Genomic DNA, 15,656 nt, shown 5'->3' on the forward strand with positions numbered 1-15,656 from the left:
ACGTCTGAACAACGGCGCCCGGGAGCGGCTGACATGAGATCATGGCTGGCGATCGCGGCATTTTGTTCGGTCCTGCTGGTCTGCACGGACACCCACGGAGGTCTTACGATGAGCAATGCGAACGCCGGCGAGCATGCGTCCCTACAGTCCTACCCGGATGCGGTGTTGACCGCGACGGACCAAAGTTCCGGCATCACCGTGACCGTCGAACCCAATGGAACGTCGCTCGCGGCAAAGGACGGCGCGGGCAAGCAGTTGTGGTCGCTCGACGTCGTAAAACAGGTAGGCAAGCCGCACACGGGCTTCCCCGTTATCCGCTATGTCGAGGTGACGGCTCCGGGCACGGTCTCGATCGTGGTCGGCAAGAGCCAATCGGTCGAGATCGATCTGAAGAGCGGGAAAGCAAAACTGCTCGGCGAGAACTGACCGCTCGCGACACCCAGAATTAGGCCGACATTGTCGGCATCCGCCGGTCGGGAGCCCTGACCGGCCGGATAGCATGCGACCGTAGGGCTCCTGAATCGCCTGAGCGGAGGGTGCAATGTTTTACGAGGATTACAAGATCAAGCGCGGCGATACGCTTTGGAATATCGCCATTGCCTACGGCTATCAGGGCAAGGACTGGAAGAAGATCTGGGACGACCCGAAGAATTCCGGGCTGGTGGCGAAACGCACGAAACCGGAACTCATCCAGCCCGGCGACACGCTGATGATCCCGATCCCATGGACCGCGGTATCGACCAGCCTGACGCTGAAGAGCGACGGCGCGGAGATGATCGTCGAGCGCGACGGCGAACTCGGCAAGCAGTTGTCTTTCGTCCAGACCGTCTACCGCCACAACCAGCCGATCGGGCCGAATCCCAATCCGTTCTGCGTAGATGCCTGCACGCCGGACGACGACCTGCCCTTCTACTGGACGGCGCCCGAAATCCAGGCCGACCCGAACCGGCGCAAGCGCTTCTACGACTATTCCAGCCGCAACGCTCCCACTGCGGCGCAAGGCACGACCAAATGGCGCGCCATCGTCTCCATCGCCGTCGTGACCGAGAAGCGCGTCACCATCTGGGATTCCCAGGTCTGGGGCTGGGACATGACGCCCACGCAAGAAATGTCGATGATCGGTCCTCGCGACGCCACCGGCTTCGAGGTCAGCGGGCACCTCCATTTGTTGCGCACCGGCGTCGGCACCGGACCGATCGATTTCGGCAGGGCGGGGTGGACGTTCCGGACTCCGTGAACCGGCGGCCGTTTTTGGCGTCCTACAAAATCGGTCGACCGGAGCGCTCGAAGCGATACCGGAGACCCTCCGGAGCACGTCATGCCCCACCGCTCCAAGCCGATCCACCGGCAGTTGGAAACGCACCGAAACGCCTTTGCGTCATGTTCACGAGGGGTCGGCGTCAGTGCAAAGGTTCTCGGCGCCACGTGATTTTGCGGCAACCCTATGAAATCGCTCGTTCTTTTGAACTTGCCGAGCGACTGTGCGACCGTCGTCGACCAAGCCGTTCAAGTCTGGTCGGAGGTAACGATCGCGGCCAAAAGTGCAGTGATTGCAGCCTTGTAGGCGACGAATTCGGGAGAACTCTTCGCCACGTTCCTGGTTTCGACGGCGGGCGCGGACGGTGCGGGCGCGCCCTTGCCGCGCATCTTGGCCTCCGCCCACAGCTTGACGTAGCTCACCGTCCTGCCCGTCAGGAATGGATTGGCCGAGATGACGCCCTGTCCCAACACATCGACCAGCGCCGCGCCGTCATCCGAGGACAACACGGTGCTTGCCCCCTCCATGCCCAGGAAATGGCAGAGATAGAGCCTTCCCGCCGTGATTTCGTGCCCTCGGGCGCGCAAATAGGCCTCGCCCTCCTGCGCCAGCCGCCGCACCATTTCGCGCGAAATGGTCGGGTCGAAGCGCAGCGCCAGCACCTCTGCCCGCGACAAAGAGCGAGCCAAATCAGGACGATAGGTGCTGATCATCCTGATCCACGTGCTGTCGATGAACTGGCCGAGGCCGGTCGCCGAGGACAGCGGATTCTTGGCGGTGGCACTGCCGCCGCTCTCGACCCGGATGATGCGGTCGACCAGAAGCTCCACTGCCGCGTCGCCGGTGCCGGCGGCGACTGCAATTGCCGGCGTTTCCAACGGGTTGATCGCCTCGGTCCCCGCATAAAGCTCGAAATGCAAATGCGGCCCGGTGGAAAGGCCGGTCGTGCCGACATAGCCGATCACCTCGCCGGCCTTGACAGCCATGCCCTGCGCCAGATTGGCCGCGAAGCGGGAAAGATGCGCATACCGGGTCTCGCGTCCGCCGGAATGGGTGATCCGCACCACGTTGCCGTAGTCCTTGCCGTCCCCATAATAGGCGATGGTGCCGTCGAAGGCCGCGAAAACCGGTGTGCCAACCGGTGCGGCCCAGTCGACGCCTTTGTGAATGCGCACCTCGCCCAGGATCGGATGCTTGCGCGGACCGAAGGTCGAGGTCATGACGCCGTTCACCGGCGTCACCATGCCGTTGGTCACCGTCAGCGAATAGACCTGATCCTCCTCTGTCACGCAGGCGAAATCATCCGATCCAGACGGTTTGAAAACGAAACATTCGATGTTCTTCTGATCGCCGCGCACCGCCGCGTAGAGCACGCGGCCCGACGCCCCATCCACTCCGCGACCGTTCGCCGAATAGACGAGGACCAGCCGGTCGCCCTGCGTGGCGAAAGCATTCAGGTCCTGGCCGCGGGACAGGAACATGATCGCCTCGCCGATTACGCCGGTCGGAACGTTGTTGCGGATGGCGGTCGAATAGATCGCGTCGAGCAGCCGGTACTGGCGCTGCACGGCGGATTGCTCCTCCTGCCCTGAATAGTGGAGCAAATCCTCGCGGACCCAGGGGTCCGTGCCGGCGACGAATTTGCCGTCGTCGGCGCGCGCCAAGGTGCCGATATATTGCGCGTCGGCATAGACGGAGACCTGCACGAGCGAGAGGCTTGTAGCCTTGGGGGACGGCCTCGCCCCGCGCATGGCGACGACGTAGCCTGCGTCCAGTTGCTCCTTGCTGAACAACGCCTTCAGGGCCTCGCCGGCGAGCTTGGCGTCGTCCGGCGTGAAATGATGTTCGAGCACCAGGCTGTCCAGCGTGCGCTGACCCAGCACCTTGTCGACGAAATCCTCGGTGGCGGCGGCGCGCTGGCTCTCCGGCGTCACCGTGGCCACCATCGTATTGTTCTCGATGCGATTTTTCTTGAAGGCCGGCAGGTTCTCCTCGCCGTCGCTGATCGTCTCTCCCCAGCCGGCAGCCGGATCGGAGAATGCCGCCTCGTCCGCCGGTGTCTCGACATCCGGCGGCGGCTCGGATGGTTCGGGGTCAGTGGAACCGGAAGCATCCGCCGGTGGAACCCCGGCTGCCGAACCGGGCGGAACATAGGCGGTCCGCTGCGCCTGGAAGAACGCAAAGTCCTCAGGGCTGGAAGGGATGGTGGTCATCAGCCTTTCACTGCTCGACAGCATGACGTCCGACAGAATCTGGATCTTGTCCGGCACGCCCGGTTCGACGAGATCGGCGGGCTTCGGCACTTCCTTGACACGTGGCATTTGCGACGGATCGCTGCCGATGCTGATGGTCATCGGATCGCCGGCAAGGTCGACGACGGCTGGAACGAAGACCGGCACGTCGGCGTCGGTCTCCCCGGTGTCGACCTCGACAAGGTCATTGTCGAGCCCTTCGATCGTCCATTTGTCTGAGGTGAAATAGAAGCCCAACGCGATTGCGGCCGCCGCCAATGCGCCGGCAACGCCACTGAACTTGATCAGACGCAGCCGTCGTCGCCTCGCGGCGGCCGCCTCCTTCTTCTCCCGAAAGCTGGAGTCGATCGTGTGCATGGCGAGACTAAGCGCCGGATGCGGACGATGCGGTCATTGCAGCCCGCCCGTCCCTAGGAAAAGCGTCCAGCGCTCGGTCTTCTGCGTGTCGACCTCGAAGAACGGCGCCTCCTTGTGCCCGCGCGTCCAGCAATCCTTGTCGCCGCGGATGACGAACCGGCGCGTCCCCACGCACATCGAGGTCGATCCATTCAGCAGCGGCTGGCCGAAGACATCGGTCGCGTAGATGTAGATGTAGCGGTTTGTCAGTTCGTCGCGGATGACGTTGACGCACTGGTTGGCTCCGACCGTCCACCAGCCCTCCGTCTGCCAGAAGGCATCGGCCGCCTCGCGCACCTCCTGCCCGACGGCAAGGTTCACCACATCGAGCGTCTGGTTGCACACGGTGAATTCTGCCCGCGCGGCACCACCCAGGAACAGGGTCAGGAAAACGGCAAGGAAAGGCGCCGTCAGCCAGTTCGCCTTCCCCACGCGATACCGTTTCACCTGCAGCCTCGCAGCAACACACGGCAACCCTACAAGCCGGTGCAGGAATATCCAATCGGCCGGACTTTTTTTTGACATGGAGCGCCGTCTAATCTTTCATCTGTTCGGGCTTGGCTCTCCGACGCGCAACGCTGGACTAATCCATGCGACAGGTTAGTTTCGCGAATGGGCCGAAGCGAAAGGCGAACAGAATGGCGGGACGAAAATCAATGGTATGGGCATGGGCGCGGTCGGCCGCGACATTGACGGCGGTATTGACGTTATCGGCTCCGACAGCCGGCTGGGCACAGGACAAGGCCATCGCGATCGAACTCAACGACGCGAGCAATGTCGACGGCGCCTGCCGCCTCGTGTTCGTGGCCGTCAACAAGAGCGGCGTGTTGCTCGACAAGACCTCCTACGACGTCGTGACGTTCGACGCAGCCGGCAAGGTCGGCAAGTCGCTCACCTTCCAGTTCGGACGGCTGCCGGTGGGCAAGACCAAGGTTGTGCAGTTCGACCTGCCGGGACAGGCCTGCGACACGATCTCGCGGCTTCTGGTCAACGACGTGTCCGAATGCTCCGTGGACGGCAAGGCTTCCGACGTTTGCATCGACGCGCTGGCGACGACGACCCGCACCAAGATCGAGTTCTTGCTGTGAGCTTTCGTCCAGCCGAAAATGACGGCGGGTACGGCGCATGATCACTGTGCTGACCGAACAATTGTCGTCGTCCGGTGGTCCGGTCCTGATCGCCCTTCTGCTTGTTTCTATCGCAGCGATCGCCATCTCCATCTTCAAGGCGCTGCAATTCGCGCGCATGGGCGTCGGCCGGACCGGCGGCACGGAGGACGCGCTGGACCGCTGGGCGAAGGGCCAGTTCGACGACGCCGTGCGCCGGGCGCGGGCCGACCGCTCTCCGGCCTCGGCGGCCGTCGCCGGCGCGATGGTATCGCTGCTCAACTATCCGTCCGACCGCGACCGGGCGCGCGAGGTCGCCGCGCATGTTGCCCTGCATCATCTCAACGTCATGTCGAAGTCCTTACGCTTCCTGGAAACTGTCGCGCAGGCCGCTCCCATGCTCGGCCTGCTCGGCACCGTCATCGGCATGATCTCGGCCTTCGGCGAATTGTCGGCCAAGGGCGGCGCCATCGATCCGTCGGCGCTGGCCGGAGGCATTTGGGTGGCGCTGATCACCACCGCCGCCGGGCTTTCGGTGGCGATCCCCGTCTATTTCCTGTCGATGTGGTTCGAGGCGCGTGTCGACCACGAGCGCTCCTACATGGAAGCGGCAATCGCCAAGGCGCTGTTCAGCATAGCGCCCATCGAGCCGACCGAGGTTGAGCCGGTCGCCGAGTTTTCCTACGGCCTGCCCCGCGCCACCGTACCGGCGTCGCTCGGAGGATAGGCTTTGGCCGACCATTCGGGCTCCATCCTGCCTAAACATGTCCGACGCCGGCGCCCGTCCTTCGTCTTGACATCGCTGATCGACGTGATCTTCCTGCTCGTCATCTTCTTCATGGTGTCGTCGCAGATCGTGCCCTATTCGCTGTTGCCGCTGGGACCGTTGGCGGCGGAAAGCGGCGAACCGGCGACACCTCCCCCACCCGAGAACACCGCCCCGCCCATCGCGGTCCGCATCCTCGCCGGCAGGGTCACGATCGGCGGCGAGAACGTGTCGATGGCGGACGTCTCGACCCGGCTGAAAGCGCTGAGGGCGCAGGGCACCGGTTCGATCCTGCTGACGCCGACGGCGACCGCGACCGTGCAGGACGTCGTGACGGTGCTGGAAGCCAGCAAGGATGCCGAGATCGCCAGCGTGACCGTGCTCGGCCGGCGGAACGCGGCGCCATGAAAATCATTCCGCTTCCCGCGCCCAGGCGGCACAACGATTTCACGCTTGCGATGATCAACATCGTCTTCCTGCTGCTGTTGTTCTTCCTGACCACCGGCAGCCTTATCAATCCCGAGGAAAAACAGTCGACCATTCCCTTTACCCGCAACCTGCCGCTGGAGCGCCTGCCGCGTCCCTTGCTGCTGATGGAAAGCGATGGGTCCCTGTTCCTCGACGGCCGGGCCATTTCGCGGGACGCCCTCGTCGAAGCAGCCCGCGCGGCAATTGAAGCAACGGGCCGCACCGATACGCCGCTCAACCTTCTGGCGCAGCGCGACATGGCGGCGGCCGGTTTCCTCAACGTCGCCGAAACCTTGCGGGCGGCCGGCATCGGGCTGCAGGTCGTCACATTGCGTGAGCCGGCCGGATCCGGCGCGGCCGCCCCATGAGCGCCGCTTCCCCGGTCGGTTTCTGGGTCATCGCCGTCGCCGGTTCGATCGCGCTGCACGGGGCAATCGGCATGGCCCTCTACGCGATGCCGATGCCGGAGACCAGGAAACCCAGCCACACCGAGATCGACATCGCCACGCTTGCTGCCGGCGGGGCGCAGCAGCTTGCCGTCCCCGAAAACGTGGCAGTGATCGAAGCAGAGCGGCCGGCGATCGTCGTCCAGCCTCCGGCCTCGGTGCTGGCGGCCAGGGAAGACCGTGCAGTCTCCGAGGCGGCTCGACTTCAGCCGAGCGAGATGCTTGCCGCAAAAGCGTCCTCGGGAGTCGAGCCGGTCGCGGCCAGCCAAAATGTCATTCAGCCCAGCGAGGAGAAGCAGGCCGCGGCCACTGCGATTGAGACCGCGTCGGAGGCGATGCCGGCAAATCCGGTCGAGGTTCTCGCGGAAGCCAACGCCGCGAAGCAGACCGTCGCCGTAGCCACCCAACCCGATCTCAGCGCGGACAGCATATCCGCGTCCACCCCCGTCCAGCCATCGGACGCCGCAGTCATTGCGGCGCAATCAGCGGTTCTGCCGGATCGGTCGACGGCGGCAACAACCGATTCACCGATTGCGTCGACCGCCATGGAATCACCGGTCGCCACCTCAACCGCACAATCGCCGATCGCCGCCACGTCCCTGGAAGCCGTTGGACCGCAGCTTTCCGCCATTCCCCAGATCGCAGCGGAGGTTCCGACGGCGGTGGAGATCGTGGCTTCGATGGAACCCGCCACGCCAAAAATTGCAACTGGCGGCACCGCCGCGAACATCGTCGCGACCACGCCGAGCGGTGCGTCGACAAGCCTGCCCGCAGTCGCCGAACCGGCGAGATCGGCAACGATCGCTGCCGGCAGCGGAACGCGCGACGCAACCACGCCGGTCGTTGCCAGACCAGTCGTAACGTCGCCGTCCGGCAATATCGCGGGCAACGCCGTGGTTGCCGGATCGACACGCCCGGTCGAAACGTCCTCGCCCATCGCACCGGCTGTCGTGGCTCCCAGCCAGAACAATGTGTCGGTCGCGAAGGAGGCCCAGGTCGCAGCCTTGCTGCCGAGGCCGGACGTCCTGACCGACGGATCGGCGACCGACGGGGCAACGTCGGGAACGCTGCGCGTCGCCGAATTCCTTGCCACCCATAGAGGCGACGATTGCCTGCTGGCGCTGCCGGCCAGCATCAACCCGACGCAGGCGTCGATCCAGGCCTATACGGCCGCGCCGGAGACGGTCGGCAGGCTCGGTGCCGAATATGAACGGCTTTCCGGGCTCAAGCTGAAGGCCGACATGAAGACGGTCTCGAAGGACCAGTGCGGCGCGCTGGCCTTCGCCAGGAGCCTCGCGCAATATCCGAATTTTCCGCTGCGCGTGACGCTCGACCAATCCACCATCGAAAGCGGGCGCGAACTCTCCGGCGTCGTCTCCGGGCTGCGCAAGGATACGCTTTATCTCATGGTCATCGACGATGAGGGTAAGGCCAAGCTGGTCACCTCCTATGCCGGCCAGAGTGCCGCGCGGATGAACTTCAAGGAGCCGATGACGCTGACATCAGGCCCGGTTTCGTCGGTGCAGTTGCTTGTCGCCATCGCTTCGGATGGCCCCCTGCGCACGGTTCCAACGCGGCCCGGACTGTCAGCCGAAGAGTATTTTTCGAGGCTGGCGACGGAGATCATCGCCGGCAACCGGTCGATCGCCTACGGCATCACCTCTTTCGTCGTGCAATAGCTATCCGCGAATGCGGAAATAGCGAGCCGTCGCGGCGACATCCAACTGCTTCGCGCTGATCTCGTTCATGACGCGCGGCAGAAGATCGGAAGCCGGGATCGGATTGCTGACCTTCATCGCCTCCAACGGCTGCGACGTGGCGAAGGCGAGCAGGATTTCCGGTACGGCGCCCTGGTCGCCATCCTTGCCGGTGCCCAAGCCGAGCGCGATGTCGAACGTCGCCTTGTCGCCGGATCTCTTCAGGATGCGGTCGAGATTGTGAGCGATGCCGTCATGGTCGACCAGCAGCAGATAAGTCTCTCGTGACGGCAGCATCTGCACTTCGCCGCTCATCGGATCACGGTCGACGAGTTCGTATTTGACCAGCGACAGATCCGGCGGATCGCCCGCGCCGCGCCCCACGTGGCTCAGAAACTGGGTCACCGCGCATTGCTTCGGCCTGATCAGCCGAACGCTGATCTCGGGTTCGGTGCGGAAACGGCCGGTGAAGTCGTTGAGCAGGCTCTTAAAAGCGTCGACGCTGTCGCCAAAACCTTCGATATCCGTCTTGTCGCCGTTCACCGAAGTAGCGGTGGCGTAGAAGCAACCACCTCCGGAATAGTCCTTCAACCAGGCCAGCCGCTCGGCCGCGATGTCGACGCCGGCCGGACCATCGGTCTTGGTATCCGGCTTGGTGTCGGGCAGCTTGTTCTGACCGGTGTCCGTCTTCTGGTTGTCCTCGATCTCATCCGGCTTCTGGATGTTGGCATCATCCGCCACCGGCGGTTTCCCGTCGTCTACCGGCTTGCCGGTTGCGTCATCCGCCTTTTTCCCGGCCGTATCGTCAACCTTCGGCGTGACGGTATCTGTGTCGGTCTTCTTGGTGGTGTCGGGCGTCGCGTCCGGCTGCTTCGTCCTGTCCTCGATGGGCGGCGGGGTCGGCCGGGAGATGAACCGGTCGAAAAGCCCGCCGTACCACGCCCCGCCCGCGCCGGTCGCCGCGACCGCCAGAAGCGCGATTGCCGCGAGGCCGCCGGATCGACCGCGCCGCTGGCCGCCTGAGGATGATACGGGCGGCTGCGGCAGCAATTCGGGGATCGCAATCTTCGCAGGGCCGAGATACGGGCCGAACGGACTCTCGCTGGGCGGCTCCATCGCCGTCGGCGCAATCGCCGCCGCGGCCGCTTCCGGCGCTTGACCGGCCTTTGCAAGCGATGGAATTTCCGTCGGCACGCCGATGCGCACGGTGGGTGCTACAGGCGGAACAGGGACCGTCAGCGTGGGCTCGGGCGAACGATGTGGTGCCCGGGCCGGGCCGACAAGTTCCTCAAGCTCCGCCATGCCCCCCGGCCGGTTGCGTGGGTCCGGCTGCAGCATCGCCTCGAGGACCGGTCGCAGGCCAGCGTCGAGCGCGGAGAGGTCGGGAACGACGCGGCGCTTCTCGATGACTTCTACTTGGCTGCCGCTCATGTCGAGAGGCGCTCCGCGCAGCGCCGCCGCCATCACGAGCCCAAGGCTGTAGATGTCGGATTGCTCGGCAACCTCGCCGCCATACATGCCAAGCTGTTCCGGCGACACGAAGTTGTATTTTCCGGCGAACACGCCGCCAAGCAGCGTCTCGCCGCCAACCGTCGCGGAGCGCGCAATGCCGAAATCGATGATCTTCGCGCGCTCGACCTTGCCGCCGGGCAGAATGATGTTGTCCGGCGAAAGGTCGCGGTGGATGATGCCGGCCTCATGCGCCGCGGCCAGGCCCGACGCAAGGCGCGCCAGCAGCACGCGCGCTTCGGCCGGCGGCATCGGACCATGCGCAAACATGTCGACCAGCGACAGGCCATCGACGAACTCCATGGCGAGGTACGGCCTGCCGATCGCCTGGTCGATGGCAAAGACGTGATAGCGGACGATCGCTGCGTGCGAGAGGTGGTTGAGGATCGACGCTTCCTTGCGGAACAGCGAAAGGATCATCGCGTCGCGGGCAAATTCCGGCAGCACGATCTTGATCGCCACCGGATCGCCGGTCTGGATGTTGTGCCCGCGAAACACCTCGCCCATGCCGCCGGCGGCGATGCGTTCATCCAGCTCATAGGTGCCGCTGAGCTGCGTGCCGACCGCGACCGGGTCGGGCAGCGACATCAGCATGGTCTTTTCGTCAGCGGGCATGGTGCCAATCCACGCCGCTGCCCCGCGCGAGGGTGCGGTCTCCCTCGCCGGCCATGGCGGCTGTCTGGCACTTGACGACAATGACGGTCACATTGTCTGTGCCGCCACGCTCCAGCACCTTGTCAAGAAGCGCACGGCAGGCAGCCTCTGGCTCGGCAGCGCTGACGGCCACAAGAATGTCCAGGTCACTGGCATGTGCGGTCAGCCCATCGGTGGCGAGCACGAAGACGTCGCCCGGCCGCGCTTGGCCCAGTTCAATGTCGAGCGCGATCTCGTCTTCGACCCCTACCGCGCGCGTAATCACGTTGCGGCGGGGCCAGACGCGTGCCTCGTCGGCGGTGAGCACGCCACGGTCCAGCAATTCCTGCACCTCGGTATGGTCGTGCGAAAGCTGGCTGATCACCCGGTCGCGGACGAGGTAGACGCGGCTGTCGCCCATCCAGATGCAGGCGAACTGGCGCTCGAAGGTCAGCAGCGCGGCAACCGTCGAACCGATCGTACCGCCGCCGCGAGACTGGGCGATCGACCAAATCTGGGCATTGGCGCGGCCGATGCGGTCCTCGAAACGGGCGCGCAGGTCGGGCGCAGAACTGGCCACACCGATCGTCGCCAGATGATCGACGATGCAGGAGGAGGCCACCTCGCCTGCGTCGTGGCCGCCCATACCGTCGGCGACCAGCCACAGGCCGCTGCGCGGCGCCATCAACATCCGGTCTTCATTGAGCTCCCGCACCTTGCCGGGGTGGCTCAGGCCAAAACTCTCGAAACGAATGCCGGGGTCGCTCACTGTTCCTCACCCGCTCCTCACCGGCGCCATACACCCGGCGCAAACCTCATTCTGCCACGACACGCAACATGCGCGTATGGAAATATGGATCGGGAAGTCCGTTCCTGGCATGCAGCACCGGTCCGCGCTGGTCATTGCCGGGCACCCACCAGTAACTTCTGCCACGCGCCACCTGGCGATAGTCATCCTCGAATATGGCCGCAAGAAAACTCGGCGTGTCGGTGTCCTGACCGGCATTCCACAGAGGACCACCCTTGAAATCGGCACGCCTGGCGTTCGGAACCAGCCTGTCGAGCGTCGGCGCAGGCAGGCCAGCAAGAACGGATTCCACGGCGGGTGCCGCGCCATCCTCCAGCACCGCCAGCAGCCGCGCCTCGACTGTCGCAAACCATTTCTCCTGCGGCGCGTAGGAAGGCGGCGGCAGGCTTTCGCCCGCCTCGCAGATATACATTGCCAGCAGCGGGAAGAACCGGCCGATGCCGTCGACCGAAGGCATCAGCGCGCCGGCGCAGTTCGTACCCAGCACTTCGGCGCCGATCCAGAACCGCCAGATCGGCGCGACCAGGTAAAGTTCTTCCCAGCCGCGCCCGAGTTCGCTGCGGCTTGCGGCGACCGCAGTCTGCAGCCAGGTCTCCAGCGGCGACAGCACGTCGACGGAAATGCCGAACGAGATGAAGTCGCGTTTCTGGGGGAGCTTTCCGAACAGCCCGAAACCCATCGCCGCTCACAGCCCCGCCGGACAGGTAAATTGCGTCAGCGCCGGCAGGAAGAACGGATTGGCGGTCGAGCCGACCTGGATCGTGTAGGCGACATCGCGGCCGCCGATGACGAAACGCGCCCGCATTCCGTCCGAGGTCTGCGACAGCGAGCCATATTGCAGCAGAAGCCGCATGAAGGCCCACGGTCCTTCGGTGAGCACAGCCGAAACGCGGCCGGCAATCTCCGGCGTTAGCGTGACGCTCACCGTGCCGCCGGCCATGCTGCCCGGCCATTGCATCGATACCGGCAGGCCTCCGACCTGCTGGCTCTGGACGATCTGGCCGTTGACGTTCATCAACGCCATGTCCGCCTCACCGCTCAGCGAGAAAGGCGTGACCGTCAGGCTGACGGCCGGCATGACGCCGCCTTGCGGGAAGAAGGCGTCGCGGATTTCGGCGGCGCGCTGGAAATCCTTGAGCGTGGTCTTGGACAATTCGCGGCCGAGCCTTGTGTCTTCCTTCCAGACCCAGTCGTTGCCCGACATGTCGGCCAGCGGTGCCAGATTCTGCGCGAAGAAGCGGTCGATGACGCCGTTGGGCGCGAAGATGCGGGCGAAATCCTGCATCTGCACGTCGCGCTCGCTGTCCTTGGCAAAGGGATAACGGTTCGAGATCACGGAATCGCAGGCCCGTGTCACCGTGCTGTTCAGCATCTGGTTGAGTTGGGCCAGCGAATTGCCGGCGGCGTCGCCCTCGAAATCGTCGACCGCCGCGTTGACCATGCGCGCCACCGGGCGCGGCAACCGCGAGGCGTTGGCGCGCAAATTCACCACCTGCATCTGCATATTGGCGTTGGCGCGGTCGGCCTGCGAGGGGTTGGTCGCGGCGAGCACAAGGCTTTGATAGACCTCGTAGAAATTCTGGATCAGCGCATCGATCGGCCGCTTGCCCGGATCGCCCTTGACCAGTTCGTGGAACGGCCGGAACTGCGCCTCGATATTGGCGCCCGGGATCTGGCGGGCCGTGGGGTTGCCTGCGAATGTGTCGCCCGCCCGGCTCTGGGACTTCTTCATCGCCAGCTCGATACCGATGCGGGCGAGCCCGGTGGCGCGCGCCGCGGCGCGATCTGCGGTGTATTTTGCGATGGTCTGCGCGGCGTCAGCGGCGTCCGCATTGATGGTCGGCAGATCGCTTGTCAGCTCGCCTTCGGCGGGCTCGCGCGTCAGTTGCGTCTCCAGGGCCACCGCCTCGAACAGTTGCCGCAGCGGCGAATTGGGCGACGAGGCCGCTGAGAGCGAAACATATTGCGGCTTGTCGGCCGACATCGACTTGAGCTTCAGATTGTCGAGCATACCATTCCAGGCATCGACAAAATCCTTGCCGTAGCGCTCGATCAGGACCGGCCCGAGCTGGCCGAACTGCTCCTCGATCCCCTTCTGCTCGGCGAGTTCGCCCATGACCCATTTCTCGCCCTCGATCTTGTCGGCGACGGCTGCGAGTTGGGGAATGAAAAAATCCTGAAAGCCGGCATAGGTGTAGAAACCCGGCACCACCAGCTTGTCGAGTTCCGTGCCGTCGACCGTCTCGAACACGAGCGCGGCATCGGGGCCGCCGCGGTCGATCACCGAGAAATTCTCGATCGGCGCGGCATAGGAGGCGGTCTTGATCAGCGCGTAGGCGCGGTCGGCCATGTTCATGCGCGCCAGCGAGCGCTGCGCCGATTCGACCAGCGGGCCGTTCAGTTCGAAGGTCGGCTTGTGGCTCGAACCTAGGTCAAGCATAGCGCGCAGATGCAGCACGAGATCCTCGCGCAGGCTGCGGTTGTTGGGACCGGGATAGAGGTTTTCCTCCCAGTCCTTGCGCATCCAGGTCTCGACCAGATTGTCGTCGACCTTCGGCGCCTGACCGCCGAGCATCAGATAGACCTTCAGCGTCTCGTACAGCACCAGCGGGTCGTTCATTCCGGCCTCGATCTGCCGCTCCAGCCGCAGGATCAGGCGCGAGCGGAACATGCGCTCCAGCGCCTGGCGGTAGGTCGTCTCGGTGGCCGAGACCAGCCGCCCGCGCTGCGCCAGGCCAAAGCTCTCGCGCATCGGCGTCGACTGGTCGCGATTGTCGTAGCCGACCGGCATGGTGCGCACTATGTCCAGCACGCCGGCGACGTTCGACAGATCGATGTCGGCAACGGTGTTGCTCTTCATGTAGTCGGCGGCGTTGACGCGGTATTGTTCGGCGGCGCTGTCGGTCGACGCAATCAGCGCCTTGTTGCTGGCGAAGCTGATGCCCCAGGCGCTGAGCAGCCCGACCGCGACAATTCCGATTGCGGCAAGCGTGCCATAACGCAGGATCGCAGCCCGGCGCACCGCGCCCATGTCGCGCGATACCCAGCCCGCCTCGGCGAAGATCACCTTGGTCAGCAGGTCGCGCAGGAAGAAGCTCTTGCCCTGGCCGGAGAGTTGCGACGCATGCGCCGTTTCGCCGAAGCTGCGGCCGATCGAACCCAGCACCTGGTCGATCGGTGTGCCTTCCTGCGTGCCCGACGAGAAATAGAAGCCGCGCAGGTTGGCGTTCACCTGGTAGCGCGTCGGCTCGAAGATGCGGTTGAGGAAATCGGCGACTCGATCCTTGAGCAGCGCGAACTGCGCCGGAAAGCCGAAGATGGCGATGCGCGCGATCGGGTCCGGCTCCTCGTGGAGGCGGTCGGCCTCTTCCTCGGTCAGGCGGCGCACCAGCAGGTCGAACTCGCCCGGCACCTCGCCGACCATGTTCTTCTTGCGGTCCTCGGTCTGGAAGGTGGCGCCCCACACCTTGCGGCGGCGCGTCTCGTTGAAATTGCCGAAATATTCGGCGAAGCCGGCGATCAGGTCGGCCTTGGTGAACAGGGCGTAGACCGGAAAATCGATCCTCAGTTCCTGGTGCAGTTCCAGCAGGCGCTTGCGGATGGCGTTGGTGTGCTCGGCGATCTGCTCGCCGTCCAGGGTCAACAGGTCCTCGACGCTGATTGCCAGGATCACGCCGTTGATCGGCTGTTTGGCTCGCTGCGCCTTCAGCAGAGACAGGAACGACAGCCAGCTCTTCTTGTCGACCTCGCTGTCGGAATCCTGTGTGGTGTAGCGGCCGGCGGTGTCGATCAGCACCGCTTCCTCGGTGAACCACCAGTCGCAATAACGCGTGCCGCCGGTGCCTGCCACGGCCTTGCCGCCGTCGGCGCCGGCCAGCGGGAATTTCAGACCGGAATTGACCAGCGCCGTCGTCTTGCCTGCGCCGGGAGGGCCGATGATGATGTACCAGGGCAGGTCGTAGAGGTAGTTGCGCTTGCCGCTGGAGCGTTTCAGCGTCTCCAGCGCCTCGGCCATGCGCTCGCCGAGCACCTTGCCATCGCCCTGCCTGCCCTCGCTTTCGGCGAGAGCCGCTTCGAGTTTCCTGGCAGCCCTGCGCCTCAGCCAGTAGCGAATGCCGTAGAAGCCGACGACGATGGCAAAGACGACGAGGATGATGAGCAGGCGTATCCAGACCGGATCGAAGGGACGGATGTCTTCATAGCCGATCAGCGGACCGACGAACCAGACGATCGCGGCGAACGCCACGAGGCCGACCACGATCGCCGCCCTGAGGAGCCACTTCTTCATGCGCAGTCCGCGCCCCACCCGAGCCCCGC

Annotated in this window: 13 protein-coding genes; 7 read left to right on the forward strand and 6 right to left on the reverse strand. The window is 64.7% G+C overall.

What is annotated here, in order from left to right:
* Positions 1-108: 108 nt before the first annotated feature.
* A complete protein-coding gene (locus tag ABMA59_RS11245; RefSeq protein WP_349005435.1) occupies positions 109-426 on the forward strand; it encodes a hypothetical protein in 318 nt (105 codons plus the stop codon).
* Positions 427-541: 115 nt separating this feature from the next.
* Positions 542-1,237, forward strand: a complete 696-nt coding sequence (locus ABMA59_RS11250) for a LysM peptidoglycan-binding domain-containing protein (protein WP_349005436.1) — start codon at positions 542-544, stop codon at positions 1,235-1,237.
* A gap of 269 nt (positions 1,238-1,506) precedes the next feature.
* Here the strand turns inward: ABMA59_RS11250 and ABMA59_RS11255 are convergent, their stop codons facing one another.
* Both ABMA59_RS11255 and ABMA59_RS11260 read right to left on the reverse strand, forming a co-directional pair.
* The gene (locus ABMA59_RS11255) at positions 1,507-3,867 is read right to left on the reverse strand and encodes a peptidoglycan DD-metalloendopeptidase family protein (RefSeq protein WP_349005437.1); all 2,361 of its coding nucleotides are present in this window, start codon (positions 3,865-3,867) and stop codon (positions 1,507-1,509) included.
* A 33-nt stretch (positions 3,868-3,900) separates the two neighbouring features.
* Positions 3,901-4,353, reverse strand: coding sequence for a DUF1036 domain-containing protein (locus tag ABMA59_RS11260; RefSeq protein WP_425475897.1), 453 nt, complete (start codon positions 4,351-4,353; stop codon positions 3,901-3,903).
* A 191-nt stretch (positions 4,354-4,544) separates the two neighbouring features.
* Here ABMA59_RS11260 and ABMA59_RS11265 point away from each other — a divergent pair, with 191 nt between their 5' ends.
* Genes ABMA59_RS11265 through ABMA59_RS11285 form a run of 5 tightly spaced genes read left to right on the forward strand, consistent with a single transcriptional unit; the run spans position 4,545 to position 8,371 of the window.
* Complete coding sequence (locus ABMA59_RS11265) at positions 4,545-4,994, forward strand: hypothetical protein (protein ID WP_349005438.1); 450 nt, start codon at positions 4,545-4,547, stop codon at positions 4,992-4,994.
* Between the two features lie 37 nt (positions 4,995-5,031).
* The gene (locus tag ABMA59_RS11270) at positions 5,032-5,739 is read left to right on the forward strand and encodes a MotA/TolQ/ExbB proton channel family protein (RefSeq protein WP_349005439.1); all 708 of its coding nucleotides are present in this window, start codon (positions 5,032-5,034) and stop codon (positions 5,737-5,739) included.
* A gap of 3 nt (positions 5,740-5,742) precedes the next feature.
* On the forward strand, positions 5,743-6,186 hold the full coding sequence (locus tag ABMA59_RS11275) for an ExbD/TolR family protein (RefSeq protein ID WP_349005440.1): 444 nt from the start codon (positions 5,743-5,745) through the stop codon (positions 6,184-6,186).
* A gap of 50 nt (positions 6,187-6,236) precedes the next feature.
* The gene (locus ABMA59_RS11280; RefSeq protein WP_349005441.1) at positions 6,237-6,614 is read left to right on the forward strand and encodes a biopolymer transporter ExbD; all 378 of its coding nucleotides are present in this window, start codon (positions 6,237-6,239) and stop codon (positions 6,612-6,614) included.
* Positions 6,611-8,371 carry a hypothetical protein gene (locus tag ABMA59_RS11285; RefSeq protein ID WP_349005442.1) on the forward strand — a complete coding sequence of 587 codons (1,761 nt, stop codon included), beginning with the start codon at positions 6,611-6,613 and terminating at the stop codon, positions 8,369-8,371. Before ABMA59_RS11280 ends, ABMA59_RS11285 begins: the two co-directional genes overlap by 4 nt.
* On the opposite strand, the gene ABMA59_RS11290 is transcribed toward ABMA59_RS11285, so the two are convergent.
* From ABMA59_RS11290 to tssM, 4 genes are read right to left on the reverse strand one after another with little or no spacing between them, the layout of a single operon-like run.
* Positions 8,372-10,513, reverse strand: coding sequence for a serine/threonine-protein kinase (locus ABMA59_RS11290; RefSeq protein ID WP_349005443.1), 2,142 nt, complete (start codon positions 10,511-10,513; stop codon positions 8,372-8,374). It lies immediately after the preceding gene.
* A complete protein-coding gene (locus tag ABMA59_RS11295) occupies positions 10,503-11,300 on the reverse strand; it encodes a PP2C family protein-serine/threonine phosphatase (RefSeq protein WP_349005444.1) in 798 nt (265 codons plus the stop codon). Before ABMA59_RS11295 ends, ABMA59_RS11290 begins: the two co-directional genes overlap by 11 nt.
* Before the next feature lie 46 nt (positions 11,301-11,346).
* Positions 11,347-12,018: a type VI secretion system-associated protein TagF gene (tagF, locus tag ABMA59_RS11300; protein ID WP_349005445.1), complete on the reverse strand. Its 672-nt coding sequence runs from the start codon at positions 12,016-12,018 to the stop codon at positions 11,347-11,349.
* Positions 12,019-12,024: 6 nt separating this feature from the next.
* Entirely contained in the window at positions 12,025-15,627 is a 3,603-nt protein-coding gene (gene tssM / locus ABMA59_RS11305) for a type VI secretion system membrane subunit TssM (protein WP_349005446.1), read from the reverse strand.
* Positions 15,628-15,656 lie beyond the last annotated feature (29 nt).

Source organism: Mesorhizobium yinganensis, assembly GCF_040081985.1.
GTDB classification, from domain to species: domain Bacteria; phylum Pseudomonadota; class Alphaproteobacteria; order Rhizobiales; family Rhizobiaceae; genus Kumtagia; species Kumtagia yinganensis.

Excerpts from the sequence above, each read along its gene's own strand:
- ABMA59_RS11245 (WP_349005435.1), top strand. The coding sequence starts at position 109 with ATGAGCAATGCGAACGCCGGCGAGCATGCGTCCCTACAGTCCTACCCG.
- ABMA59_RS11250 (WP_349005436.1), top strand. The coding sequence starts at position 542 with ATGTTTTACGAGGATTACAAGATCAAGCGCGGCGATACGCTTTGGAAT.
- ABMA59_RS11255 (WP_349005437.1), bottom strand. The coding sequence starts at position 3,867 with ATGCACACGATCGACTCCAGCTTTCGGGAGAAGAAGGAGGCGGCCGCC.
- ABMA59_RS11265 (WP_349005438.1), top strand. The coding sequence starts at position 4,545 with ATGGCGGGACGAAAATCAATGGTATGGGCATGGGCGCGGTCGGCCGCG.
- ABMA59_RS11270 (WP_349005439.1), top strand. The coding sequence starts at position 5,032 with ATGATCACTGTGCTGACCGAACAATTGTCGTCGTCCGGTGGTCCGGTC.
- ABMA59_RS11280 (WP_349005441.1), top strand. The coding sequence starts at position 6,237 with ATGATCAACATCGTCTTCCTGCTGCTGTTGTTCTTCCTGACCACCGGC.
- ABMA59_RS11285 (WP_349005442.1), top strand. The coding sequence starts at position 6,611 with ATGAGCGCCGCTTCCCCGGTCGGTTTCTGGGTCATCGCCGTCGCCGGT.
- ABMA59_RS11290 (WP_349005443.1), bottom strand. The coding sequence starts at position 10,513 with ATGCCCGCTGACGAAAAGACCATGCTGATGTCGCTGCCCGACCCGGTC.
- tagF (WP_349005445.1), bottom strand. The coding sequence starts at position 12,018 with ATGGGTTTCGGGCTGTTCGGAAAGCTCCCCCAGAAACGCGACTTCATC.
- tssM (WP_349005446.1), bottom strand. The coding sequence starts at position 15,627 with ATGAAGAAGTGGCTCCTCAGGGCGGCGATCGTGGTCGGCCTCGTGGCG.